20 protein-coding genes are annotated in these 21,511 nt (G+C 65.6%); 7 read left to right on the top strand and 13 right to left on the bottom strand.

The window, feature by feature from the left end; genetic code table 11:
* Nucleotides 1-110: 110 nt before the first annotated feature.
* Together AM590_RS10070 and AM590_RS10065 are read right to left on the bottom strand one after the other, a co-directional pair.
* Nucleotides 111-356, bottom strand: coding sequence for a hypothetical protein (locus AM590_RS10070; RefSeq protein ID WP_058827386.1), 246 nt, complete (start codon nucleotides 354-356; stop codon nucleotides 111-113).
* A gap of 169 nt (nucleotides 357-525) precedes the next feature.
* Nucleotides 526-1,059 (bottom strand): Rrf2 family transcriptional regulator, encoded by a 534-nt coding sequence (locus tag AM590_RS10065; protein ID WP_004976849.1) that lies wholly within the window; start codon nucleotides 1,057-1,059, stop codon nucleotides 526-528.
* A 165-nt stretch (nucleotides 1,060-1,224) separates the two neighbouring features.
* Here AM590_RS10065 and AM590_RS10060 point away from each other — a divergent pair, with 165 nt between their 5' ends.
* The 3 genes from AM590_RS10060 (at nucleotide 1,225) to AM590_RS10050 (ending at nucleotide 3,620) form a co-directional block, all read left to right on the top strand.
* A complete protein-coding gene (locus AM590_RS10060) occupies nucleotides 1,225-2,145 on the top strand; it encodes an NAD-dependent epimerase/dehydratase family protein (protein WP_058827366.1) in 921 nt (306 codons plus the stop codon).
* A 105-nt stretch (nucleotides 2,146-2,250) separates the two neighbouring features.
* The gene (rocF, locus tag AM590_RS10055) at nucleotides 2,251-3,150 is read left to right on the top strand and encodes an arginase (RefSeq protein WP_058827365.1); all 900 of its coding nucleotides are present in this window, start codon (nucleotides 2,251-2,253) and stop codon (nucleotides 3,148-3,150) included.
* The gene (locus tag AM590_RS10050; RefSeq protein WP_058827364.1) at nucleotides 3,150-3,620 is read left to right on the top strand and encodes an NUDIX domain-containing protein; all 471 of its coding nucleotides are present in this window, start codon (nucleotides 3,150-3,152) and stop codon (nucleotides 3,618-3,620) included. The genes rocF and AM590_RS10050 overlap by 1 nt, the downstream gene beginning before the upstream one ends.
* 58 nt (nucleotides 3,621-3,678) lie before the next feature.
* Here the strand turns inward: AM590_RS10050 and AM590_RS10045 are convergent, their stop codons facing one another.
* From AM590_RS10045 to gyrB, 4 genes are all read right to left on the bottom strand, one after another.
* A complete protein-coding gene (locus AM590_RS10045) occupies nucleotides 3,679-4,929 on the bottom strand; it encodes an RNA-guided endonuclease TnpB family protein (protein WP_058827363.1) in 1,251 nt (416 codons plus the stop codon).
* Nucleotides 4,930-5,072: 143 nt separating this feature from the next.
* Nucleotides 5,073-5,486 carry a hypothetical protein gene (locus AM590_RS10040; RefSeq protein WP_058827362.1) on the bottom strand — a complete coding sequence of 138 codons (414 nt, stop codon included), beginning with the start codon at nucleotides 5,484-5,486 and terminating at the stop codon, nucleotides 5,073-5,075.
* A 109-nt stretch (nucleotides 5,487-5,595) separates the two neighbouring features.
* A complete protein-coding gene (gene gyrA / locus AM590_RS10035; RefSeq protein WP_058827361.1) occupies nucleotides 5,596-8,151 on the bottom strand; it encodes a DNA gyrase subunit A in 2,556 nt (851 codons plus the stop codon).
* A 1-nt stretch (nucleotide 8,152) separates the two neighbouring features.
* On the bottom strand, nucleotides 8,153-10,072 hold the full coding sequence (gene gyrB, locus AM590_RS10030) for a DNA topoisomerase (ATP-hydrolyzing) subunit B (protein ID WP_058827360.1): 1,920 nt from the start codon (nucleotides 10,070-10,072) through the stop codon (nucleotides 8,153-8,155).
* A gap of 253 nt (nucleotides 10,073-10,325) precedes the next feature.
* Here gyrB and AM590_RS10025 point away from each other — a divergent pair, with 253 nt between their 5' ends.
* Both AM590_RS10025 and AM590_RS10020 read left to right on the top strand, forming a co-directional pair.
* Nucleotides 10,326-12,722 carry a DNA topoisomerase VI subunit B gene (locus AM590_RS10025; RefSeq protein WP_058827359.1) on the top strand — a complete coding sequence of 799 codons (2,397 nt, stop codon included), beginning with the start codon at nucleotides 10,326-10,328 and terminating at the stop codon, nucleotides 12,720-12,722.
* Nucleotides 12,722-13,822 (top strand): DNA topoisomerase IV subunit A, encoded by a 1,101-nt coding sequence (locus AM590_RS10020; protein WP_058827358.1) that lies wholly within the window; start codon nucleotides 12,722-12,724, stop codon nucleotides 13,820-13,822. The genes AM590_RS10025 and AM590_RS10020 overlap by 1 nt, the downstream gene beginning before the upstream one ends.
* Before the next feature lie 25 nt (nucleotides 13,823-13,847).
* Here AM590_RS10020 and AM590_RS10015 read toward each other — a convergent pair whose 3' ends face one another.
* The 5 genes from AM590_RS10015 to ligA all read right to left on the bottom strand — a co-directional run bounded on the left by AM590_RS10015 (nucleotide 13,848) and on the right by ligA (nucleotide 18,062).
* Nucleotides 13,848-14,069, bottom strand: coding sequence for a hypothetical protein (locus AM590_RS10015; RefSeq protein WP_058827357.1), 222 nt, complete (start codon nucleotides 14,067-14,069; stop codon nucleotides 13,848-13,850).
* A gap of 78 nt (nucleotides 14,070-14,147) precedes the next feature.
* Nucleotides 14,148-14,981 (bottom strand): alpha/beta fold hydrolase, encoded by an 834-nt coding sequence (locus tag AM590_RS10010; RefSeq protein ID WP_058827356.1) that lies wholly within the window; start codon nucleotides 14,979-14,981, stop codon nucleotides 14,148-14,150.
* Between the two features lie 80 nt (nucleotides 14,982-15,061).
* Nucleotides 15,062-15,769 carry an MBL fold metallo-hydrolase gene (locus AM590_RS10005; protein WP_058827355.1) on the bottom strand — a complete coding sequence of 236 codons (708 nt, stop codon included), beginning with the start codon at nucleotides 15,767-15,769 and terminating at the stop codon, nucleotides 15,062-15,064.
* A 113-nt stretch (nucleotides 15,770-15,882) separates the two neighbouring features.
* Nucleotides 15,883-16,233, bottom strand: coding sequence for a hypothetical protein (locus tag AM590_RS10000; RefSeq protein WP_058827354.1), 351 nt, complete (start codon nucleotides 16,231-16,233; stop codon nucleotides 15,883-15,885).
* 71 nt (nucleotides 16,234-16,304) lie between these two features.
* Complete coding sequence (gene ligA / locus AM590_RS09995) at nucleotides 16,305-18,062, bottom strand: ATP-dependent DNA ligase LigA (protein ID WP_058827353.1); 1,758 nt, start codon at nucleotides 18,060-18,062, stop codon at nucleotides 16,305-16,307.
* Nucleotides 18,063-18,180: 118 nt separating this feature from the next.
* Here ligA and AM590_RS09990 point away from each other — a divergent pair, with 118 nt between their 5' ends.
* A complete protein-coding gene (locus AM590_RS09990; protein ID WP_058827352.1) occupies nucleotides 18,181-19,710 on the top strand; it encodes a hypothetical protein in 1,530 nt (509 codons plus the stop codon).
* Between the two features lie 116 nt (nucleotides 19,711-19,826).
* Nucleotides 19,827-20,204, top strand: a complete 378-nt coding sequence (locus AM590_RS09985; protein WP_058827351.1) for a hypothetical protein — start codon at nucleotides 19,827-19,829, stop codon at nucleotides 20,202-20,204.
* A 125-nt stretch (nucleotides 20,205-20,329) separates the two neighbouring features.
* On the opposite strand, the gene psmB is transcribed toward AM590_RS09985, so the two are convergent.
* Nucleotides 20,330-21,061 (bottom strand): proteasome endopeptidase complex subunit beta, encoded by a 732-nt coding sequence (psmB, locus tag AM590_RS09980; RefSeq protein ID WP_058827350.1) that lies wholly within the window; start codon nucleotides 21,059-21,061, stop codon nucleotides 20,330-20,332.
* Nucleotides 21,062-21,208: 147 nt separating this feature from the next.
* Complete coding sequence (locus AM590_RS20845) at nucleotides 21,209-21,382, bottom strand: hypothetical protein (protein WP_004063248.1); 174 nt, start codon at nucleotides 21,380-21,382, stop codon at nucleotides 21,209-21,211.
* Nucleotides 21,383-21,511: the final 129 nt, after the last annotated feature.

Here is a 21,511-nt window from a genome sequence, read left to right as displayed (position 1 = left end):
GAGTGCCGATAGCGCTCACGGAGTACGGAGCGCAACAGCGACTCCTCGTTCCGATTCGTGTGAGAAAATACGCGCTGCCGCGCCGCAGTGGTCTCTCGACGCTTCGGTCCTCAGAAGGAGGGCGACTCAGTCGTTCGGAGATACTCGGAGAACCGAACCAGAGCCGTTCCAAGGAGAACGACCGCGACTCCGGTCAGTGCGACCACTGCCATCGTTTCGGGGTCTCCACCGGCCATCAAAGCGAACGACGCCGCCCCGATAAGCAGGGTTGCGGTGAAGAGAAACGCAATCACGTCGGCGTTCAGTTCCTCCCACGTTGATGGGATGCCGAACGCACTCTGCTGATTGTACGCCATGGAGAGTACTGCGTCCCCCATTCAGATAAAGCTGTGTACTATTCTACATTAAACTCTGACGTGTTTGCGGTCCGAACTCCACCGTTCGGTTCGGCCGGCGTCCGAACGCCGGACCTGTCGGTCGGAGCGCGCGGAGAGTGCCCGGAAAAAGACGGAGAGAGGAGCGTGGTTAGTGCTGGGGTTCGCCGACGGGTGCCTTCATGTCGTCGATGCGGAGGATGAGGATGTTGCTCGTGTCGTCCTTGCCGTCGAGGGTGCCGTCGATGACGAGCTTTGAGAGCGGCGTCGGGCCGACGCGAATCTTGTCACCCTCGTGGAACTCGCGGACCGAGCCCTGAACGTGAATCTCGGCGCGGCACAGTTCGGGGTGGTGGACGCTGGAGAGGTCGATTTCGTCCACGTTGACGCCCTCGACTTCCTCGTCGTTGTGGAACAGGGGGACGAACGCGGGCTCGTCCATCTTGTCCACGTCGAGCGCCTCGTAGGCGTTCGCGGTCGGCTTGTAGCCGCCCTTCGGACCGGGTACGCCCTCGACCAGCTGGAGCGCCTTCAGGCTCTGCATCTGGTTCCGGATGGTGCCGGGGTTCCGGTTGACTTCGGTCGCGATATCCTCACCCTTCACCGCGTCCTCGGAGTCCCGATAGAGGTTGATGAGGGCGGTCAAGATAGTTTTCTGACTCGAAGTGAGCTCGATTGATGACATGGAGAATGGTTCGCTACATACGTCCTTAAATCCGATGTATGACGCCTCGAATCTGCCGTTCGTCTACTTTGTAACCACGGCACACTCATGAATGTTCATTTTGAACCCTAATTCGGCCTCGATGCTGTCGATAGCACTATACGGCTCACGAGAGTTCGGTAGCACATGAACGGGAAACGAGTCCTCGTCACCGGCGGTGCCGGCTTCATCGGCTCGAACCTCGCGAACCATCTCGCGGCGGAAAACGAGGTCGTCGCGGTCGACGACCTCTACCTCGGAACGCCCGATAACCTCGACGAAGCGGTCGAATTCCACGACGTGAGCGTTCTCGACGATGACCTCCCGACCGAGGGCGTCGACGTGGTGTTCCATCTCGCGGCGCTGTCGTCGTACAAGATGCACGAAGAGAACCCGACGAAAGGCGCGCGCGTCAACGTCGAAGGCTTCGTGAATACGGTCGAACAGGCGCGGGAAGACGGCTGTGACACCGTCGTCTACGCCTCCACGTCCTCGATTTACGGCTCTCGGACGGAGCCCTCGCCGGAGGACATGCCGGTCGAAGCGCGCACGGGGTACGAGGCGTCGAAACTCGCCCGCGAGCGCTACGCGGAGTACTTCCACCACCACTACGACATGCGGACGGCCGGGCTCCGCTTTTTCTCGGTGTATCAGGGCTTCGGCGGCGCGGAAGAACACAAAGGCGAGTTCGCCAACACGGTCGCGCAGTTCGCCGACCAGATTGCCAACGGCGAGTCGCCGGAACTGTTCGGCGACGGCACCCAGACACGTGACTTCACGCACGTCGACGACATCGTCCGCGGCATCGAACTCGCCGCCGACCACCGGCTTCAGGGTATCTACAACCTCGGGACTGCCGAGAGCTACTCGTTCAACGAGATGGTCGGGATGATAAACGAGACCCTCGGCACCGACGTCGACCCGGTCTACATCGAAAACCCCCTCGACGTGTACGTCCACGACACGATGGCCGACTGCACGAAGATTCGCGAAGCGACCGGCTGGGAACCGCAAATCTCCTTCGAGGAGGGCGTTCGGCGCGTCTGCGAACCGTACCTCGACGAGTAGCACCTCCGTTCGGCCACGCGGGTCTGCCCGACGACGCGACGGTACGAATTATCGATAAGGGTGTTTTTCCGATGCCACTAAACACCCCGACCGAGTTGGTCTACTATGGAACGGAACGTCAGGATTCTCGGTGCACCGACGGACTACGGTGCCAATCGACGCGGGGTGGACATGGGTCCCTCCGCGATTCGATACGCCGGACTTGCGGGGCAACTCGAGTCCGCCGGCGTCTCGCCGACGGACGCGGGCGACCTCGCGGTCCCGCACCACGCGACGCGGGACGCGGACGCCGGGGCGGCGAACGCCAAACACGTCCAGGAGGTCGAAGAGGTGACGAGGAGCCTCGCAGACGCCGTCTCGACCGCGCTCGCCGAGGGAACGATCCCGCTCGCGCTCGGCGGCGACCACTCCATCGCCATCGGCTCGTTGGTCGGGAGCGCCCGCGACGCCGACATCGGTGTCATCTGGTTCGACGCCCACGGCGATTTCAACACGCCGAGCACCTCGCCGTCCGGAAACGTCCACGGCATGCCGCTGGCCGCCGCGCTCGGCGTCGGCGACTTCGAGGGCGTCGAGTGGGCGAACGCCGCCGGCCTCAAGGAAGAAAACGTCGCCATCGTCGGGCTACGCTCCGTCGACGGCCCGGAGGCCGAGGCGGTCCGCGACTCCGACGTGACGGTCTACACGATGTCCGACATCGACGAGCGCGGCATCACCGACGTGACGAACGACGCCCTCGACGTGGCGACCGACGGCACCGACGGCGTCCACATCAGCCTCGACCTCGACTGGCTCGACCCCCGCGAGGCTCCCGGCGTCGGGACGCCCGTCCGCGGCGGCGTGACCTACCGCGAGGCCCACGCGGCGATGGAACTCGTCGCCCGCTCGGAAGCCATGCGCTCGTTCGAACTCGTGGAGGTCAACCCCATCCTCGACGAGCACAACGAGACCGCGACGCTCGCGACCGAACTCGCCGCAAGCGCCTTCGGCAAGCGCATTCTCTGATGTCCACGCCGAGAGAAGCCCCCGCCCCGCACGACCTGGCCGCCGGCGTCGTCGTCCTACAGGAGAACTCCGTGCTCGCGGTCTACGAGAAGGACCGCTGGGGACTACCGAAAGGCGGCTCCGAACCCGGGGAGTTCTTCTTCGAGACGGCCGCCCGCGAGGCCGCAGAGGAGACCGGCGTCGAAGTCGAAATCCAGTCGCTCGCCTTCACGAGCGAGATTCGCGCCCCGGACCGCCGCATCTATCTCCAGCGGTTCTACCACGCGACGCCCGTCGCCGACGACCCGACGCCGTCGCCGAGCGACCCCGACAACGAAATCGAGGCGGCGAAGTTCCTCCCGCTGACCGCCCTCGGGTCGACGCTCACCTACCGCCCGCGGGTCGAACCGCTCCGCGACTGGCTCCGCGACCGCAAGCCGCGACACTACACCTACGACCTGACGAGAGAGCCGTCGGACGTTGAGAAGTGACATCCTCCCCGTGGTAAACGACGGGGCTTCCCGTACCGCAGGTGGGATATTTGCTGGTCTACGACACGACCTGTTCTCGCGGTGCAAAGCAACCACTCTCTGAGTCGAACAGGTGTACCGATGGCTGTGCCACACAGCCGTTACACCTATCCTCACTGTGAGGACTCGGAGTTATCTTCTGACGCATATTCTCCGCCCCGTTGCAATCCGCGTTTCCGACCAACCCACACGACGAGCAGACGTACAACCCACGATGTTTCCGGTTCCCTTTCGTGTCGTCTCCACACCGTGAACACGTCTTCGAGGTGTCCCACTCGTTCTCTTTCAGCACCTCAACGCCACGAATCTTGCCTTTGTATTCGAGGTACTGGTAGATGCGGTCGAACGCCCACGTATGCAACTTCTTGTTGCCAGTCTTGCCCCAGTCAGAGTCACGAACGTCTTCAGGCCAGCTCACTGCAAGCGTACCAACACCGCGCTCGGCACACTCTGTGATGATAGTGTCCGTCAGTGTGTGGTAGAAGTGCGTTTCGCGCTCTGCGAGTTTCCGACGTGCCCACATTGACCTCTCGGACGGGCCATTCTCACCTTCTGTGTCGTACTCAGTACGCGTGAAGTAGTGCTTGTCCTGTTTGAGCGAGTTGCCGGGGTAGAGAACGTACTCATCGGAGAAAGCGACCGTGGCGATGTTTTTGATGCCGAGGTCGATTCCGGCCACCTTGTCACCTGCTGAGTCGTTGGTTTCGAGATTGACTTTGCAAACGAAGTGCAGTTCCCATTCGTCGCCGTTCCAGACGGCGCGAACGTTCTGCACCGATTCGACTTCCGAGAGGTCAACGTCCGGGCTAGTCTGGTACTCACAGAGGATGAAGTCCGAGAAATGCTCTTTGAGGTTCGAGCCTTTGCTGAGTCGAACCCGATTGTTCTCGGGGTCGTGTTTGAACCCGTCTGCTTTGAACGTGACCGTGGAACGTGGCCGTTTGTCGCCGTTTTTTCGGTAGCCGGGCGGATTCGCCTTCGAGTCTTTGCGTCGCAGGTCGAACCATGACTGGAAAGCGTCAGAAAGTTCTTCGATGACTTTCTGACTGGATTGTGCGTTCAAATCTTTCCAGCACGCTTGGTTCTTCATGTACGATTTGAGCGAACCTTCGTTTGGGATTTTGCCAACCTCGTCCCACACGCGGTCTGCTGTCCATCGTGCGACGTTCCAGATTTTCGAGGCAGAATCTCCGAGCGAGTCGAGGCCATCGCAGACCTGTTGGTGGTTCTGGATGGAACCAACGTAGGTACGAGTGACCTGAATCGCCATACATAGCCTATGTAGGAAGATTTACTTAATCCTACGGATTGGCGTGGAATATCCAGCCTGCCATCGACGGTGGACTGCGTAGGAAGTGTCGGATTCACTCCCGCCGTAAACGGCGAAATTCTCTCCTCGAAGAAAAATAGGAGCTACGACGCGCTGTCGCTGGTTTTTCTCGCTTTCACAACTCGAACGGCGTAGCCGACGGCCGCACCGAACCCACCGACGGCGAGCGCGAGCACCGCGCCAGCGACGAGCGGGTACGCGACCCACAGCGGCGACTCCATCGCCGAAACCGGGGCGAACAGGTTAACCGCGAACCCGAGACACGGGCCGAAGGCGAGTACGATACCCTCGCCAATTCGCGTGCCGACGCGCTCTCCACGGGCGACGTGAGACGCGACGCTGGCGACGACGAGAACCGCGCCCGTGTCGACGACGAGCGACTGCACGTGTGTCGGCGGTTCGAGGTTCCACGCCCGAAGTGCGCTCAGGCCGCCGAGGACCACGACGAATGCGAGCGCCGAGACGCCGACGATTCCCGACCGCGGTCGCATGCTCATACCGAGACGACCCGTCGGCCGAGGTAAATGCCTTCGGGGAGTGACGGTCGAAGCCGCGGCTCTCCGGTGGGAGTCCGCAAAAAGAGACCCGTCGTCGGGGAGAGCCGACTTACTCGTCGTCCGCGTCGGTTTCCGCGTCCCCTTCCACGTCGTCCAGTTCCTCGTCTTCGGTCGTCATCGCGGCCGGAATCACGTCGACGGAGGCCACGTCGTCGCCCTCGTCGAGGTCCATCACGATGACGCCCATCGTGTTGCGGCCGACTGTCGAGATGTCCTCGACGGGCGTCCGGAGAATCTGGCCCTCGTCGGACATGACGACGAGGTGATCGCCCTCGCCGACGGTGTTGATGGCGCAGACCGGGCCGTTCCGGTCGTTGGTCTTGATGTCGATGAGACCCTTGCCGTTTCTGGACTGCTTGCGGTAGGCGTCGAGGTCCGTGCGCTTCCCGTAGCCGTTCTCGGTGACGGTGAGAATCCAACTGTGGTGGTCCTCGTCGATGGCGGCCACGCCGGCGACCACGTCGTCACCGGTCAGTTTGACGCCGCGGACGCCGCGGGCCGAGCGACCCATCGCGCGCACTTCGTCCTCGTCGAAGCGGATGGACATGCCCTGTTCGGTGCCGATGACGAGGTCGCTTTCGCCGTCGGTGACCTCCACGTCGACGAGTTCGTCGCCCTCGTCGAGTTTGGTGGCGATGATGCCCGTCGAGAGGATGTTCTGGAACCGGTCGGTGCCGGTCCGCTTGATGTAGCCGTTCTGGGTCACCATCGTCAGGTAGCCCTCGATGTCTTCGAGGTCGTCGCAGTTGACGACGGCCGTAATCTCCTCGCCGTCGTCGAAGTCGAGCAGGTTGACCGCCGACTTCCCGCGGGCGGTCCGCGACATCTCGGGCACCTGGTAGGCCTTCAGTTGGTAGACCTGTCCGTGGTTGGTGAAACAGAGCAGGTCGTCGTGGGTGTTCGTGACGAACACCGACGAGACGTTGTCGCCCTCCTTGAGGTCGGTGCCGATGATGCCCTTGCCACCGCGGTGCTGGGCGCGGAACCGGGAGACCGGCATGCGCTTGATGTAGTCGTCCTCGCTGACGACGACGACCACGTCCTCCTCGGGGATGAGGTCGGCGCGGGTGACCTCGCCGGTGTTGGCGACGAACGAGGTCCGCCGGTCGTCGGCGTACTCGTCTTTGATGTCGAGCAGTTCGGACTCGATGACCGCGTCGAGTTCCGACTGGTCGCCGAGGATGGTTTCGAGGCGTTCGATGGTTGCCTGGACGTCCTCGTACTCGTCTTCGATTTCGGCCGCCTCCATCGAGGTGAGCGAACCGAGTTGCATCGAGACGATGTGGTTCGCCTGCTCCTCGGAGAAGTCGAACGTCGGCAGGGGTTCGCCGTCGACTTCGACTTCGACCTCGCCGCGGAGCGCGGCCTTCGCGTCGTCGCGGCTCTCGGAGTTTCGGATGGTCTCGACCACGTCGTCGATGTTGTCGAGGGCCTTCAGGCGGCCTTCGAGGATGTGCGCGCGGTCTTCGGCCTCGGCGAGTTCGTACTCGGAGCGCCGGCGGACTACGTCGCGGCGGTGGTCGAGGTAGTGTTCGAGCGTCTCCTTGAGCGTCAGCACCTGCGGCTGACCGTCGACGAGCGCGAGGTTGATGACGCCGAACGTGGATTCGAGGTGGTTGTCGAGCAGCTGGTTCTTGACGACCTCGGCCATCGCGCCGCGCTTGAGTTCGATGACGACGCGGATGCCGTCGCGGTCGGACTCGTCGCGGATGTCGCGGATGCCCTCGATTTTCCCCTCGTTCACGTCGTCGGCGATGCGCTCGATGAGGCGGGCCTTGTTCTCCTGATACGGGAGTTCGTTGATGACGATGCGGCCTTCCTCCTCGAACACGTCGTAGTCGGCGCGGACGCGGACGCGGCCGCGACCCGTCTTGTACGCCTTGTGGACCGCGTTGCGGCCGACGATGTTCGCGCCGGTCGGGAAGTCCGGGCCCTTGATGTGTTCCATCAGGTCCGGGATGGTCGCGTCGGGGTTCTCGATGAGTTCGACGGTGGCGTCGACGACCTCGCCGAGGTTGTGCGGCGGGATGTTCGTGGACATCCCGACCGCGATGCCGGACGACCCGTTGACGAGCAGGTTCGGGAACGACGACGGGAGGACCGTCGGCTCCTGCTTGCGGTCGTCGTAGTTCGACTGGAAGTCGACGGTGTCCTTGTCGATGTCGTCGAGGAGCTCCTCGGCGATGGGGGACATCCGCGCCTCCGTATAGCGCATCGCGGCCGGCGGGTCGCCGTCGACGGAGCCGAAGTTACCCTGGCCGTCGACGAGCGGGTAGCGCATGGAGAAGTCCTGCGCCATGCGCGCGAGGGTGTCGTAGATGGCGGAGTCGCCGTGGGGGTGGTAGTCACCCATCGTCTCGCCCACGATGGACGAGGACTTGCGGTGCGACGAGTTGGAGGTCACGCCGGCCTGATGCATCGCATACAGGATGCGCCGGTGGACCGGCTTGAGGCCGTCGCGCACGTCGGGCAGCGCCCGCCCCGCGATGACCGACATCGCGTAGTCGATGTACGACTGCTCCATCTCGTCTTCGATGCGCGCGTTCTTGACTTCGGCCGCGATACCCGCGCCCGGTTCGAAGGAATCTGGTGCGTCAGAACTCATATTAGATGTCTACCCATTCGGCGTCGTTCGCGTGGTCCTTGATGAACTGCTTTCGCGGCCCGACGGCGTCGCCCATCAGGATGTTGAACATCCGGTCGGCGGCGGCGGCGTCCTCGACGGTGATGCGCTTGAGGACGCGGTTTTCGGGGTTCATCGTCGTGTCCCACAGCTGGTCGGGGTTCATCTCGCCGAGTCCCTTGAACCGCTGGACCTGCGTGGGGTTGCCGTTGCACTCTTCTTCGATGATACGGTCCCGCTCGGCCTCGTCCATCGCGTCGTAGGTGTTGCCGCGGTAGCGAACGCGGTACAGCGGCGGTTGGGCCGCATACACGTAGCCGGCCTCGATAAGCGGCCGCATGTGGCGGTACAGGAGCGTGAGCAGCAGCGTCCGGATGTGCGCGCCGTCAACGTCGGCGTCGGTCATCAGGATGAGCCGCTGGTAGCGCGCCTTTTCGATGTCGAACTCGTCGCCGACGCCGCCGCCGATAGCGGTGATGAGCGCCCGAATTTCGTCGTTTTCGAGGATGCGGTCGAGGCGGTGTTTCTCGACGTTCAGAATCTTCCCCTTGAGGGGCAAAATCGCCTGGAACTTGCGGTCGCGGCCCTGCTTGGCCGAGCCGCCCGCGGAGTCGCCCTCCACGACGAACAGTTCGGACTTCGAGGGGTCGCGGCTCTGGCAGTCCGCGAGCTTCCCCGGCAGCGAGGTGGATTCGAGCGCGGATTTGCGGCGGGTGAGCTCCTCGGCCTGCTTTGCGGCCTTGCGGGCGCGGGCGGCCTCGACGGCCTTCGAGATGATGGCCGTCGTCGTGTCCGGGTTCTCCTCGAAGAACGTCCCGAGCTGCTGGTGGGTGACGCTCTCGACGATACCGCGCACCTCGGAGTTCCCGAGCTTCGTCTTCGTCTGGCCCTCGAACTGCGGGTCAGGGTGTTTGATTGAGATGACGGCGGTGAGCCCCTCGCGGACGTCCTCGCCGCGGAGGTTGTCGCCGTCGAGGTCGTCCAGCATGTCGTGGGTGTTCGCGTAGTCGTTGACGACGCGGGTGAGCGCCGTCTTGAACCCGGTCAGGTGCGTGCCACCCTCGCGGGTGTTGATGTTGTTGGCGAAGGCGTGAATCGAGCCCTGCAGTTCGTCGGTCGCCTGCATGGCGATTTCGACCTCGATGCCCTCCGACTCGTCGTCGTAGTAGATGATGTCGTCGTGGAGGGCCGTCTTGGTCTCGTTGAGGTACTCGACGAACTCGCGGATGCCGCCCTCGAAGAGGAACGTGCTCGACTCGTCGGTCCGCTCGTCGGCGAGCGAAATCTCGACGCCGGAGTTGAGGAACGCGAGCTCGCGCAGACGGTTTTCGAGCGTCTTGAAGTCGAACTCGGTCGTCTCGAAGATACCGTCGTCCGGCCAAAACCGGATGGTCGTCCCGGTGTCCTCGTCGGGTTCGAGGTCGCGCACGCGCTCGAACTCGTCGACCTGCGGTTCGCCGAACTCGAAGCGGTGTGTCCACACCGCACCGTCGCGTTTGACCTCGACTTCGAGTTCGCTCGACAGCGCGTTGACGACGGAGACGCCGACGCCGTGGAGGCCGCCGGAGACCTGGTAGGACTTGTTGTCGAACTTCCCGCCGGCGTGGAGGACGGTCATGATGACCTCCAGCGCGGGTCGGTCGTACTGTTCGTGCGTATCTACCGGAATCCCGCGGCCGTTGTCGGTGACACTGACAGAGCCGTCCTCGTGGAGGGCGACCTCGATGGCGTCGCAGTGGCCCGCAAGCGCCTCGTCGATGGAGTTGTCGACGACTTCGTAGACGAGGTGGTGGAGTCCGCGAGAATCGGTGGACCCGATGTACATCGCCGGACGCTTTCGAACGGCTTCGAGCCCTTCGAGGACCTGAATCTGTCCGGCCCCGTACTCGTTATCCTGTGACATCTGAACTGGCCTAGGATAGCCCGTCCCTTAAAGGCTCGCACGCGCGGGCGCGTACTACTTACTGGAGTCCCGCGTAGCGGTTTTCGCGTCCGGCGATTTCGACTGCCCGGCGCGAACGTCGTGGGTGACTCTGTGTAACATAATTCGTCGTTCCATTGTGGACAGCCCGCGAAGCGCGTCAACGCCGAAATTTCACTTTCACTCCGTTGCCGGTGAGTACTTAACGCGGGACTGGGTAGATGCGCATCAGGAAATGACCTCGTTCCAGTCGACACTCGGTGACGAGCCGGGGATCGCAGAGGAGCTGGCGAAGGGCCAGCGGGAGATCTCCATCGCCGAGTTCTTCGAGAAGAACAAGCACATGTTGGGCTTCGACAGCGGAGCCCGCGGGTTGGTCACCGCCGTCAAGGAGGCGGTGGACAACGCGCTCGACGCCACGGAGGAGGCGGGCATCCAGCCCGACATCTACGTGGAAATCGCCGAGGCGGGCGACTACTACCGCCTCGTCATCGAGGACAACGGGCCGGGCATCACGAAAGAGCAGGTGCCCAAAGTGTTCGGGAAGCTCCTCTACGGCTCTCGCTTCCACGCGCGCGAACAGTCCCGCGGCCAGCAGGGTATCGGTATCTCCGCGGCGGTCCTCTACTCGCAGTTGACGAGCGGGAAACCCGCCAAGGTGACGAGTCGGACGCAGGGCTCGGAGGACGCCGAGTACTTCGAACTCGTCATCAACACGGACCAGAACGAACCCGAGATTCGGACAGAGAAAACCACCTCGTGGGACCGCCCTCACGGCACGCGCATCGAGTTGGAGATGGAAGCCAACATGCGCGCCCGCCAACAGCTCCACGACTACATCCTCCACACGGCGGTCGTCAACCCCCACGCCCGCATCGAACTCCGGGAACCCGGCCTCGACGAGCCGATGAAGTTCGAGCGGGCGACCGACCAGCTTCCGAAACAGACGAAGGAGATTCGTCCCCATCCCCACGGCGTCGAACTCGGGACGCTCCTGAAGATGCTCGCGGCGACCGAGTCGTACTCCGTCTCCGGCTTCCTCCAAGAGGAGTTCACCCGCGTCGGCGCGAAGACCTCCGACAAGGTTCACGACGCCTTCCGCGACCGACACTTCGGCCGCGAGATGACGTGGCGGACGCCCGACGCGACTGAGGCGGACGAACTCGTCGCCGTCGTCGAGGACGCCGTCGCCAACAAGGGCAAGGAGGCGACCGCGGCGTTCGCGTCCGAACTGGTGGATATCGTCGTCGGTAAGGACCGCATCGCCCACGGTGAACTCGTCACCATCGTCGGCAACGTCGCCGAGACGGTCGGTGAGGAGACCGACACCTCGTTCGGCGAGACGGTCCGCGAGAACGTCGTCGAGGCGCTGTGGCCCGTCCTCACCGACGACCGCGAGGGCGACGTGTACGCTATCATCGACGACGTGACGACCACGCAGAAAGACGACGCCGGCAAGGTGTCGATGGCGCGCTCTATCGCCACGCAGTTCGCCGAGACGACCGGCCCGGCCGACCGCGCCACCCGCGACGACGTGGCCGAGTTCGTCGCGTGGGCCGCCGAGCGAACCAAAGAACGCGAGGACGAGACCTACGGCGAGACGGCACAGGAGAACATCGCCGACGCCATCTGGTCGCGGATGCGCACCGTCTCCGACGAGGTGCCGAAGGTCCGTGAGGTCGCCGACGACCGCGACGTGGCCCGCGACCTGCTCGACGCGATGCGCGAGACGGACATCCTCGCGCCGCCGACGGACTGTCTCTCTCCCATCTCCGCCGACCTCGTGGAAGCCGGCCTGAAAAAGGAGTTCGACGCCGACTTCTACGCCGCGGCGACCCGCGACGCCGAGGTCCACGGCGGCGACCCGTTCATCGTCGAGGCCGGCATCGCCTACGGCGGCGAACTGAAGTCCGAGGGGAAAATCGACCTGCTCCGCTTCGCCAACCGCGTCCCGCTCGTCTACCAACAGGGCGCGTGTACCATCACCCACGTCGTCAAGGACATCGGCTGGCGGAACTACGGCCTCGACCAACCGGGCGGTAGCGGCATGCCGAACGGCCCCGCGGTCCTCATGGTCCACGTCGCCTCTACGAACGTCCCCTTCACGAGCGAGTCGAAAGACGCGCTCGCGGACGTGCCGGCGATTCAAGACGAGGTCGAACTCGCTATCCGCGAGGCGGCCCGCGAGCTCAAGTCCTACCTCTCGAAGCGGCGGTCGCTCCAGAAGCGCCGCAAGAAACAGGACGTACTCGGCCGCATCCTCCCGCAGATGGCGACGAAGCTCTCGGAGGTCACCGGCCGACCCGAGCCCAACATCGACGGCGCGCTCGGCCGCATCATGAACAACCTGACCGTCGAGCGAGCCGTCGACGACGGCGAGGTAACGCTCACGGTGAAGAACTACTCCAACACGAACGAGTCGCCGGACATCACGGACATCGTCTCGGCGGAGCCGGGCGGCCTTGACGGCGAGGCGACGGTGGTCGACCTCGACGGGGAGTGGTTCGTCAAGTGGAACCCCGAGGTGTCGTCCGGTGAGACGGCGACACTCACGTACTCGGTCGCACAGGACGCGTCGTTCGACATCAACGTCGACGGCGTCGAGACGGAGAAACTCACGGTGAACGTATAATGGCATCCGAACGGAAGACATCCGAGGAACGCGCCCGCGAGCGTCTCATCGACCTCGCGGCTGAGTTCTACGACCAGTTCGACGCGGGGGAGATTCCGCACATGACGCTCCCGACGCGGACGAAAAGCAACATCGAGTACGACGAGAACTCGAACGTCTGGGTGTACGGCGACCGGACCTCGACGCGCTCTGCGAACAGCGTCCGGGGGGCGAGAAAGCTCCTGAAGGCCTCATACACCATCGAGTTCCTCGCGCGGCAGTTAGAGGAGGGCCGCTCGTCCACCCTTCGTGAGCTGTACTACATCTCCGAGTCGTGGGACGCAGAAGAGGCGCACTTCTCCGACCAAGACGAGTCGAACCAGCTCATCGAGGACCTCGAAATCGTCTCCGAGGTCACCCGCGAGGACTTCCACATGCGGCCCGAGGAGTCGGGTGCGACCCTCATGGGCCCGCTCGAACTCCGCGAGCAGACCCGCCGCGGCGAGCGCGACATCCACTGCCAACTCGACGTGGGCGAGGGCGGCTACCAGATTCCGAACAACCCCGACACCATCGAGTTCCTCGACCATGACATCGACTTCGTCCTCTGCGTGGAGACCGGTGGTATGCGCGACCGCCTCGTCGAAAACGGCTTCGACGACGAGTACAACGTGCTCATCGTCCACCTGAAGGGTCAGCCCGCGCGGGCGACCCGGCGCATCACGAAGCGCCTGCACAACGAACTCGACCTGCCGGTCGTGGTCTTCACTGACGGCGACCCGTGGTCCTACCGCATCTTCGGCTCCGTCGCCTACGGCTCCATCAAGTCCGCGCACCTGTCGGAGCACCTCGCGACGCCGGAGGCCCGGTTCGTCGGCATCCAGCCGCAGGACATCGTGGACTACGACCTCCCGACCGACCCGCTCGCGGACTCCGACATCAACGCGCTCCAGTCCGAACTGGAGGACCCGCGGTTCATGGGCGACTACTGGACCGAACAGATAGAACTCCAACTCGACATCGGCAAGAAGGCCGAACAGCAGGCGCTCGCCTCCCGCGGTCTCGACTTCGTGACCGACGAGTACCTGCCGACGCGCCTCGACGAGATGGGCGTCATCTAAGCCGGACGCCCCGGTCGTCGCTTTTCTAGCGCTCCGTCCCGGACCGATTGAACAGCGCCACGATAGTGTACCCACCGTAGAAGCCGAGGGTGTGGATCGTCACTTCGGTTCCGAACTCGGCGGCGGTTCGGACGGGTTCGACGTGGAAGAACAGCGCGTCGGTCGTCACAACGGCGAGCGTGACGACGAGACAGACGAGGAGCCGACGGACGCTGAAAAGCGGGCTCGACCGGAGGGCGTCGCGCATGGCGGTTCGACGGCCGCCCGGCGTATGAGCCTGTTGCCGCGGGGAGGGTTCGAGGCCCTCGCCGCTCGCGGTTCGCGCTTACGGATACAGCCCGTCGCCGCGGAACCCGTCGAAGTAGCGCCTGACGACGCCGTTCAGCGTTCGCGGCTCGCTCGTCACGAGGTTGTGACCCGCCCCGGAGAACAGCGCGAGCGTCGCGTCCGCGACGCCGTCTTTGAGTTCTCGAACCCGCGGTTCGGGGAAGAGTCGGTCGGACTTCCCGGCGGCGACGAGCGTCGGCGCGTCGATGTCACCGAGAATCTCCCGGGAGTCGTGTTCGAGACAGGCCGTACAGGAGACGACGGCGTCGGCGGGGACGGCGGGCCGGAAGTCGACGACTCGGCCGGCCGCCTCGATGAGCGCGGGGGCGACGGTCGCTTCGAGGCCCGTCGCCGCCTCCCGCTCCGCGTCGGCAACGACCTCGGCCCAGCGCCCCTTGCCCGCCAGCGAGCGCCAGCGCGTCACGACGTTCTCGCCGTGGCCGCCGAGTCGCGTCCCGGCGGAGACGACGGCCAGCGAGTCCACGTAGTCGCCGTAGTCGGCGGCGAGATACTGGGCGACGAGACCGCCCATCGAGACGCCGATAACGTCCGCCGGCCAGAGGTCCTGTTCGTCGATGACGCCCGCGTAGCCCGCGGCCATGTCGCGCGTGGTCGACCCGACCGGGAGGTGTCGCGGCCGGCCGACCACCCACACGTCGCGGTCGTCGAACTCGCGGAACAGTCCGGCGAGCGCCGCCGCAGTCGCGCGGTTCGGGTCGATGCGCTGGAAGGCGTCGGAGAGGCCGGGAAGCACCACGAGCGGGTCGGCGTCGGCGTCGCCGAAGCGGTAGTAGGGCCGCCGGCCGCCGAGCATGCCGTAGTCGAGGTCCATACGCGAACGGACGGCCCGGCGCGGCAAAATCGTTCTGTCCGTTTGTCAGTCCGTTCGGCTGTCCGCCCGGCTGTCGCCGCTCAGACTTGGTCGGGGTCGTCGAGGACGACCGGGATACCGCGGTTCGCCACGTCCACGACGAAGGCGTCCGGGTCGGTTTCGAGCAGCGGAATCGTGTTGTAGTGAATCGGGAGCACGAGGTCGGGGTCGAGCGTCTCCGCGAGGTCGGCGGCCTCGTGGCGGTCCATCACGACCGAACCGCCGATGTTGGCGAGAAACAGCGACACTTCGAGATGTTTGTGGCCTTCGAGTACGTCGGAGTCGCCGGGCCAGAAGACGGTCCGGTCGGCGATTGAGATGTGGTAGCCGCAGCCGAATCCCTGCGGGTGGACGATATCGCCGTCGCGGAGGTGAGGGCCGTCGGGGTCGTTGAACGCCGGGAGCGACCACACGTCGACCTCGCCGACGGTGAGGTGGTCCTCCTCGCCGACGCGGACCGTCTCGTAGGGGAGTTCCTCGACCGGAACCACGTTGCGGTCGATGGTCGCGGCGTCGACGCCCTCGAAGGCGACGACGGTCGCGTCGGCGTCGGCGACCTGCTCGATGGCGTCGGAGTCGTAGTGGTGGTTGTGCGTGACTAAAATCAGGTCGCCGTCGCGGGCGTAGTAGTCGTCGAGGACGCCGTAGCGGCCGGGGTCGAAGTAGACGACGAAGCCGTCGGGCGACTCGATTCTGACGGTCGCGTAGCCGAGCCACGACACGTCGAGGCCGTCGTGTTTGATGGTCATACGCGACACCTCGAACCGAGGGGTAAAAAGCGCGGCTCTCGGGGCGAGTCGGCCGGTTCGGACGGGCAACGGGTGGCGGATGCGCGACGAGTGGCGGATGCACGGCGCCTGACTCAGACGAGCGTATCGCGCAGGACGCCGAACACGACGAGGCTCCACAGGAACAACCCGGCCCCGTAGAACAGGAGGGTGACGCGGAGCGAGGTGTCCGTCTCCACGGGGGACCACAGTCCCGCGTTCGAGACGACTCTGTTCGTCCCGCCTTTCTCGCCCGCGTGTTCGACGTTGCTGGGGCCCATCTGCCCCGCGGCGCCGCCGCCGAGCACGACGAGTAGCACGCCGAATCCCGTCAAAGCGAGTATGTGGAGGCCTGAGTGCGTGGCGAAATACACCCCGCCGACCGTGAGCAGACCGGAGAGACCCGTATAGAGGACGACCGGCTTCCAGAGGGCGTCAAGATTCATGGGGAACCACCGTCCGAAGCTGTCGACGCACAGATACTAGATCTCTTTGGGCGACCCGCGGCGAGCGACGGTCACTGCGACTCGGCCAGTCGCTCGACGCGCGCCAGCGAGTCGGCCGTTTCGGCGGTCTTGTCCTCGCGAACGGTGACGAACCGCGGGAACCGAAGCGCGTAGCCCGAGGAGTACGTCGGCGACGCCTGTATCTCCTCGTAGCCGACCTCGAAGACGACCGACGGGCGGATGTCAACTTCCTTGCCCGCCTCGCGTTCGATTTCGGGTTCGAGGAGGTCCGTCAACTCGGCCAACTCCTCGTCGGTGATGCCCGTGGCCACCTTACCGATGGTCTCGAAGGCGTCGTCGCCGGACTCGCCTTCGACGCGGGCCGAAAGCAGGAACGTCCCGAGGAACTCCGCGCGGCGGCCCTCGCCCCACTCGGCGCCGGTGACGACGAGGTCGAGCGTCTCCACGTCGGGCTTGCGCTTCAGCCAGTTCTTCCCGCGGTCGCCCGGCGAGTACGGCGCGTCGGGGTTCTTCAGCATGATGCCCTCGTGGCCGGCGTCGAGGGCGTCGGCCTCGTAGGCGGCGATTTCGTCGGGGTCGTCCGAGAGGAGGAGGTCCGAGACGGCCGCCGACTCGTCGCCGAGGACCGTGGCCAGTCGGTCGTGGCGGGTGGAAAGCGGGTCTGTCAGGAGGTCGTCGCCGCCGGCGTGCAGGCAGTCGAACGCCCGGAGTTCGACGCGGACCTCCTCGCGCATCCGGCCCACGTCGTGCTTGCGGCGGAAGCGCCGGAGAATCTCCTGAAACGGGAGGGGTTCGCCGTCGTCGTCCATCGCCACGACCTCGCCGTCGAGGATGATCGGCTCGTCGACCGCGTCCGCGACGAACTCGACCACCTCGGGGAGCGCGCCGGTCACGTCCTCCATGTTGCGCGAGAACAGCGAGACCTCGCCATCGGCGTCGCGGTGGACCTGCACGCGCGCGCCGTCGAACTTGGTCTCGACCGCGGCGGTGTCCCACTCGTCGAGCGCGTCGGCGGCGGTGCCGGCCTGCGCCAGCATCGCCTGCACGGGGCGGCCGACTTCGAGGCGGACGCCGGCGAGGCCGGCTTCGCCCTCGTCGCGGGCGAGTTCGGCGACCATGCCGTAGTCGTTCGACACCTGCAAGGCGCGGGCGACGGCGGCGATGGCCTCGTTCCGTCGCGCTCGGGCGGCGTCTTCGGTCTCCGCGTCGGCGTCGTCGTCGCGGATGGCGGCGGCGTCCGCGGGGTCGACCAGGAACGCCTCGGCGACGGCGTCGCGGACGATCCCCTCGCCGACGCCGATGCGCATCTCGGAGAGGACGAGGCGCGCGAGGAAGCGCGCCTCGTCGGGGTCGGTCCGGTTGAACAGGCCGTAGAGTGTCTTGAGCTTCGTTTCTTCGCTCCCCGAGCCGGAGGCGGCCGCGAGGGCGCGGAGTTCCGAATCGACTTCGGCGACGGTCAGGCCGTCCTGTCCGCCCGAGCCGAAGGCGGCGAGGCCGCGCTGGCCGCCGAAGTCGTAGCTCGCGGCGACCGCACCGATTTCGCCGCGGTCAGCGAGGCGGTCTTCCACGTCGTCGGCCGAGACGTTCGGGCCGGCCGCGCGGGCGATGGCCTCGTGGCAGAGCCGCGGGCCGATGTCGAGCGTGGTCGAGTCCCACGCCGGGAAGACGCGACCTTGGACGAACCGGGCGACCGTCGGGAGGTCGTCGCCGGCGTCGGAAAAGAGGTCTGAGAGGAGCGAGACGACCGCGAGGTCCGCTGGCTCGGCTTCTATCTCGGCGGCGCGGGCGGCGAACTCGGCGAACTGCATCGTCCGTGGGTATCGCCGCGCGCGGCAAAAGCGTCTCGACAGTCGTCGGGGGTGTGATTCGCTCCCGAACGACCACAGTGCCGGGAAGTTGAAGGCGTTCGACGCCGGAACGCCGGGTATGAGCGACGACCTCGCAGAGCGCGTCGAAGACGTGCTCGCGGTCGACGCGGCCGAGTTCGAAGCGCAAGCGAGAGCCGACGCCGAGGTACTCAAGCGCGAACTGCGTGAGGGGACCTTCGACAACCACCAGTCAATCGTCGGCTTGGAGTACGAGTTCTACGCCGTCTCCGACGGTCGCTGGTCCGCGAGCGAAGACGACGTGCACGCGCTCATGCGGGTCCCACGCCGACTGCTCGGCCTCATGGGCTTTGAGAAGGAACTGGGGCTCCACAACGCCGAGATGACCACGAGCCCCCAGCCGCTGAACCCCCACGGCCTCCGCGCGCAGGAGTCCGAGGTCCGCGCCCGACTCGACGCCGCGCTCGACTGCGCCGCCGCGGAGGGGATGCGCCTCGTCTCCGACGGGATGTGGAGCATCCCGCCGGCCGGCGAGAGCGCCCGCGAGTACCTGACCGACTCCGTCACCGACGGGGGGGTCCGCCTCGCGACGAACATGAGCAACTCCGTGCGGTACCACGCGATGGCCAACGGGCCGACCGCCCCAGCGTCGTTCACGCTCGACGCGCCGCACGTCTCGCTCGAAGCGGACACCGTGATGCCCGAGGCGCTCATCACGTCGATCCAGCCGCACTATCAGGTCCCGCACGCCGACGACCTGCCGTACCACTTCAACTACGCGCTGCGGGTCGCCGGGCCGCTGCTCGCGCTCGGCGTCAACTCGCCGTTCTTCCCCGCAGACCTCTACGACGAGGACGCGACGGCCGACGAGATTCTCGGCGACGGTTGGGACGAGAACCGCATCGCGGTGTTCGAGTCGGTGCTCAACTCCGGCGACCACGAGAAGGTCGCCTTCCCCGGCGACCTCGACACCGTCGAGGACGCGGTCGACCGCGTCGTCGAGGACTCCACGATGGTCCCCATGTCGGTCGAGCGCGGCGACCGGTTCGACGACGACTTCGCTACGCTCCGCCGGAAGCACGGCACCTACTGGCGGTGGGTCCGTCCGGTGTTCGACGGCGCGTCCCGCTCGTCGGCCAACGCCCGCATCGAGTTCCGCCCCATTGCGGGCCAGCCGACCGTCCGCGACTCCGTGGCGTTCCAGGCCGCCTTCGCGGGCCTCATGGAGCGACTCCCCCGACTGGACCACCCCGTCATCGACCTCGACTGGGAGACTGCGGAGGAGAACTTCTACACCGCGATGCGCGAGGGCCCGCACGGTGACCTACGCTGGATAGACGTCGACGGCAACGACGTGACCGGCGTGGACCTCTACGAGGACCTGCTCGTCCACGCCCGCGACGGGCTCCGGCTCGCGGGCTGTTCCGAGGAGGAGGCCAACTACTACCTCGAACCCCTGCGCAAGCGCGTCGAGACGGGCGTCACGCCGGCCGACTGGAAGCGCGCCCGCGTCCGCGACGCCCTCGACGACGGCGCCGACTTCGAGGCGGCGCTCCACGAGATGCAACGCGAGTACGTCGAGCGGCAGTCCGACTCGCTGCTCGAAGGCGCGTTCGCGGACTGGTTCTGACTCGGTGCGGGCGTCCGCGGCGACCTCCCGCCTGTCCTCGGCGACCGCTGATTCTCGCGCGTGCCACCCATTCTTGTCGGAGAAATAACTATTATCGCGTCCCGCGAACACGGTGTATGGTCTCCCGTCGGACGAAAGCGGTCGCCCAACTCGGTATCGCGCTTCTCACCGCGCTCTGGATGATGTCGATTCGCCGTCTGCTCCGTTCCAGCGACGACGAGTCGCACGAACCGACCCCGCTGTCACCGGGCGGCATCGCCGTCGGCGGGGCGTGGGGAGCCGGGCAGGTGTGGGCGTACGACCGCGATTGCTGGAAGGTCCGGACGAACCGACGTCGCGGGATGGCCGTCAGCCTCGTCGGTATCGCGGTCCAGCGCCGACTGCTCCCCCGAACCGAGTCGTTCACGTACAGCTTCGGCTTCGGACGCGTCCTCGGCGTGGTCGTCTACCGGACGTGGTACGGGCTCTTGCGGCCGCTTCCGAGTGACGACTGAGTAGAAGTGCGGTCGCGGGGGTTCCGTCGCGGGAGCCCAACCACGGGAGTTCCACCGCGGGAATCCGGCCAGTCCCGCCGGTCGCGAATCCCTAACCCAAAGAGAAACCGCCGACTGCGGGCGACTTACTCGAGGCCTTCGAAGTTCTGGTGGCGCTGGATGTCGACGCCCTCGTCGGTGACGACGGCGATGTTGATGCCGTTACCCGAGGCGAGGTCGCGCTCGACCGCCGAGCGGATGGCCTTCGTGGCGACCTGCTTCGCCTCCTCGATGCTGAGGCCGTCTTCGAACTCCTGTTCGAGCACACCGAGGGCGTACTGGCTGCCGGAGCCGGTGACGGTGTACTCCTCTTCGAGGATGGAGCCCGCGGGGTCGATGCTGTAGATGTGGGGGCCAGTCTCGTCGACGCCGCCGAGGATGGGCTGGACGACGTAGAACCCGCCCGAGCGGAGGAAGTTGCCGACGAGCGTCGACAGCGCCTGCATGCTCATGTCCTCGCCGCGGCGGGCCTCGTACAGGCGGACCTCGGCGCGGAGGGAGCTGATGAGCGACTGAGCGGCCGAGACGGAGCCGGCGATGGTCAGCGCGCCCGTCGGGTGAATCTCTTCGACCTTCTGGACGTCCTTCGAGGAGACCATGTAGCCCATGCTCGCGCGCATGTCGGTCGCGAGGACGACGCCGTCTTCGGTCTTGATACCGACGGTGGTCGTTCCGGTCTTCGTCTCTTTGTCTCCGAGCGAGTCGGCGCGACGCTCGGCGTGCGGGAACTCGCCGAGTTCGGGGCCGAACACGTTCGAGCGGTCGCCGTTCAGCGAGTCGAGACGGCCGGAGAACTCGTCGTGAGTCGGGGTACGCATTGTCAGCGATTGCACTTCGGCGCTGATAAATGCAACCCTTCACCTCGCCGTTGCCGGTGCCAAAGCGTCAGACGCGCGTCGGCGGCGGCCGCGCGGTGCGGTCGCTCGCGGCAAGTTTCGTCGGAGGAGGGAGGCGCGCGAGTCGCGTTAGCGAGCCGCGGCGCGTTCGTAGGCGGTTCCGGTCGTTTCCACGAGCCGGCGAATCGGGAGGGTCACACCCATCCGGCGAGCGGCGAGCGCGACGGGGAGCAGCGCGATGCCCATCGCGACCGATAGCTGGTAGGCGGCGAACAGGACGTACTTCGTTAGGCGGGGAATCATCACCGTGTCCTCAGTCGAGGCTCGGGAGGTGTCAGTATATAAACCTTCTCTCAGCCGGTTGCACGACACCCCGACGCTGTCTATCGATTAAAGCGCACTTGTCTCTACTCCAACTGAACCGACTATTCG

This window comes from Haloferax sp. Q22, assembly GCF_001482285.1.
In the GTDB taxonomy this organism is placed as follows: Archaea; Halobacteriota; Halobacteria; order Halobacteriales; family Haloferacaceae; genus Haloferax.
This window is presented reverse-complemented; position numbering and strand designations above follow the sequence as displayed.

Coding starts and splice junctions, on each gene's coding strand:
- AM590_RS10070 (WP_058827386.1), bottom strand. CDS start 356: ATGGCGTACAATCAGCAGAGTGCGTTCGGCATCCCATCAACGTGGGAG.
- AM590_RS10065 (WP_004976849.1), bottom strand. CDS start 1,059: ATGTCATCAATCGAGCTCACTTCGAGTCAGAAAACTATCTTGACCGCC.
- AM590_RS10060 (WP_058827366.1), top strand. CDS start 1,225: ATGAACGGGAAACGAGTCCTCGTCACCGGCGGTGCCGGCTTCATCGGC.
- rocF (WP_058827365.1), top strand. CDS start 2,251: ATGGAACGGAACGTCAGGATTCTCGGTGCACCGACGGACTACGGTGCC.
- AM590_RS10050 (WP_058827364.1), top strand. CDS start 3,150: ATGTCCACGCCGAGAGAAGCCCCCGCCCCGCACGACCTGGCCGCCGGC.
- AM590_RS10045 (WP_058827363.1), bottom strand. CDS start 4,929: ATGGCGATTCAGGTCACTCGTACCTACGTTGGTTCCATCCAGAACCAC.
- AM590_RS10040 (WP_058827362.1), bottom strand. CDS start 5,486: ATGAGCATGCGACCGCGGTCGGGAATCGTCGGCGTCTCGGCGCTCGCA.
- gyrA (WP_058827361.1), bottom strand. CDS start 8,151: ATGAGTTCTGACGCACCAGATTCCTTCGAACCGGGCGCGGGTATCGCG.
- gyrB (WP_058827360.1), bottom strand. CDS start 10,072: ATGTCACAGGATAACGAGTACGGGGCCGGACAGATTCAGGTCCTCGAA.
- AM590_RS10025 (WP_058827359.1), top strand. CDS start 10,326: ATGACCTCGTTCCAGTCGACACTCGGTGACGAGCCGGGGATCGCAGAG.
- AM590_RS10020 (WP_058827358.1), top strand. CDS start 12,722: ATGGCATCCGAACGGAAGACATCCGAGGAACGCGCCCGCGAGCGTCTC.
- AM590_RS10015 (WP_058827357.1), bottom strand. CDS start 14,069: ATGCGCGACGCCCTCCGGTCGAGCCCGCTTTTCAGCGTCCGTCGGCTC.
- AM590_RS10010 (WP_058827356.1), bottom strand. CDS start 14,981: ATGGACCTCGACTACGGCATGCTCGGCGGCCGGCGGCCCTACTACCGC.
- AM590_RS10005 (WP_058827355.1), bottom strand. CDS start 15,769: ATGACCATCAAACACGACGGCCTCGACGTGTCGTGGCTCGGCTACGCG.
- AM590_RS10000 (WP_058827354.1), bottom strand. CDS start 16,233: ATGAATCTTGACGCCCTCTGGAAGCCGGTCGTCCTCTATACGGGTCTC.
- ligA (WP_058827353.1), bottom strand. CDS start 18,062: ATGCAGTTCGCCGAGTTCGCCGCCCGCGCCGCCGAGATAGAAGCCGAG.
- AM590_RS09990 (WP_058827352.1), top strand. CDS start 18,181: ATGAGCGACGACCTCGCAGAGCGCGTCGAAGACGTGCTCGCGGTCGAC.
- AM590_RS09985 (WP_058827351.1), top strand. CDS start 19,827: ATGGTCTCCCGTCGGACGAAAGCGGTCGCCCAACTCGGTATCGCGCTT.
- psmB (WP_058827350.1), bottom strand. CDS start 21,061: ATGCGTACCCCGACTCACGACGAGTTCTCCGGCCGTCTCGACTCGCTG.
- AM590_RS20845 (WP_004063248.1), bottom strand. CDS start 21,382: ATGATTCCCCGCCTAACGAAGTACGTCCTGTTCGCCGCCTACCAGCTA.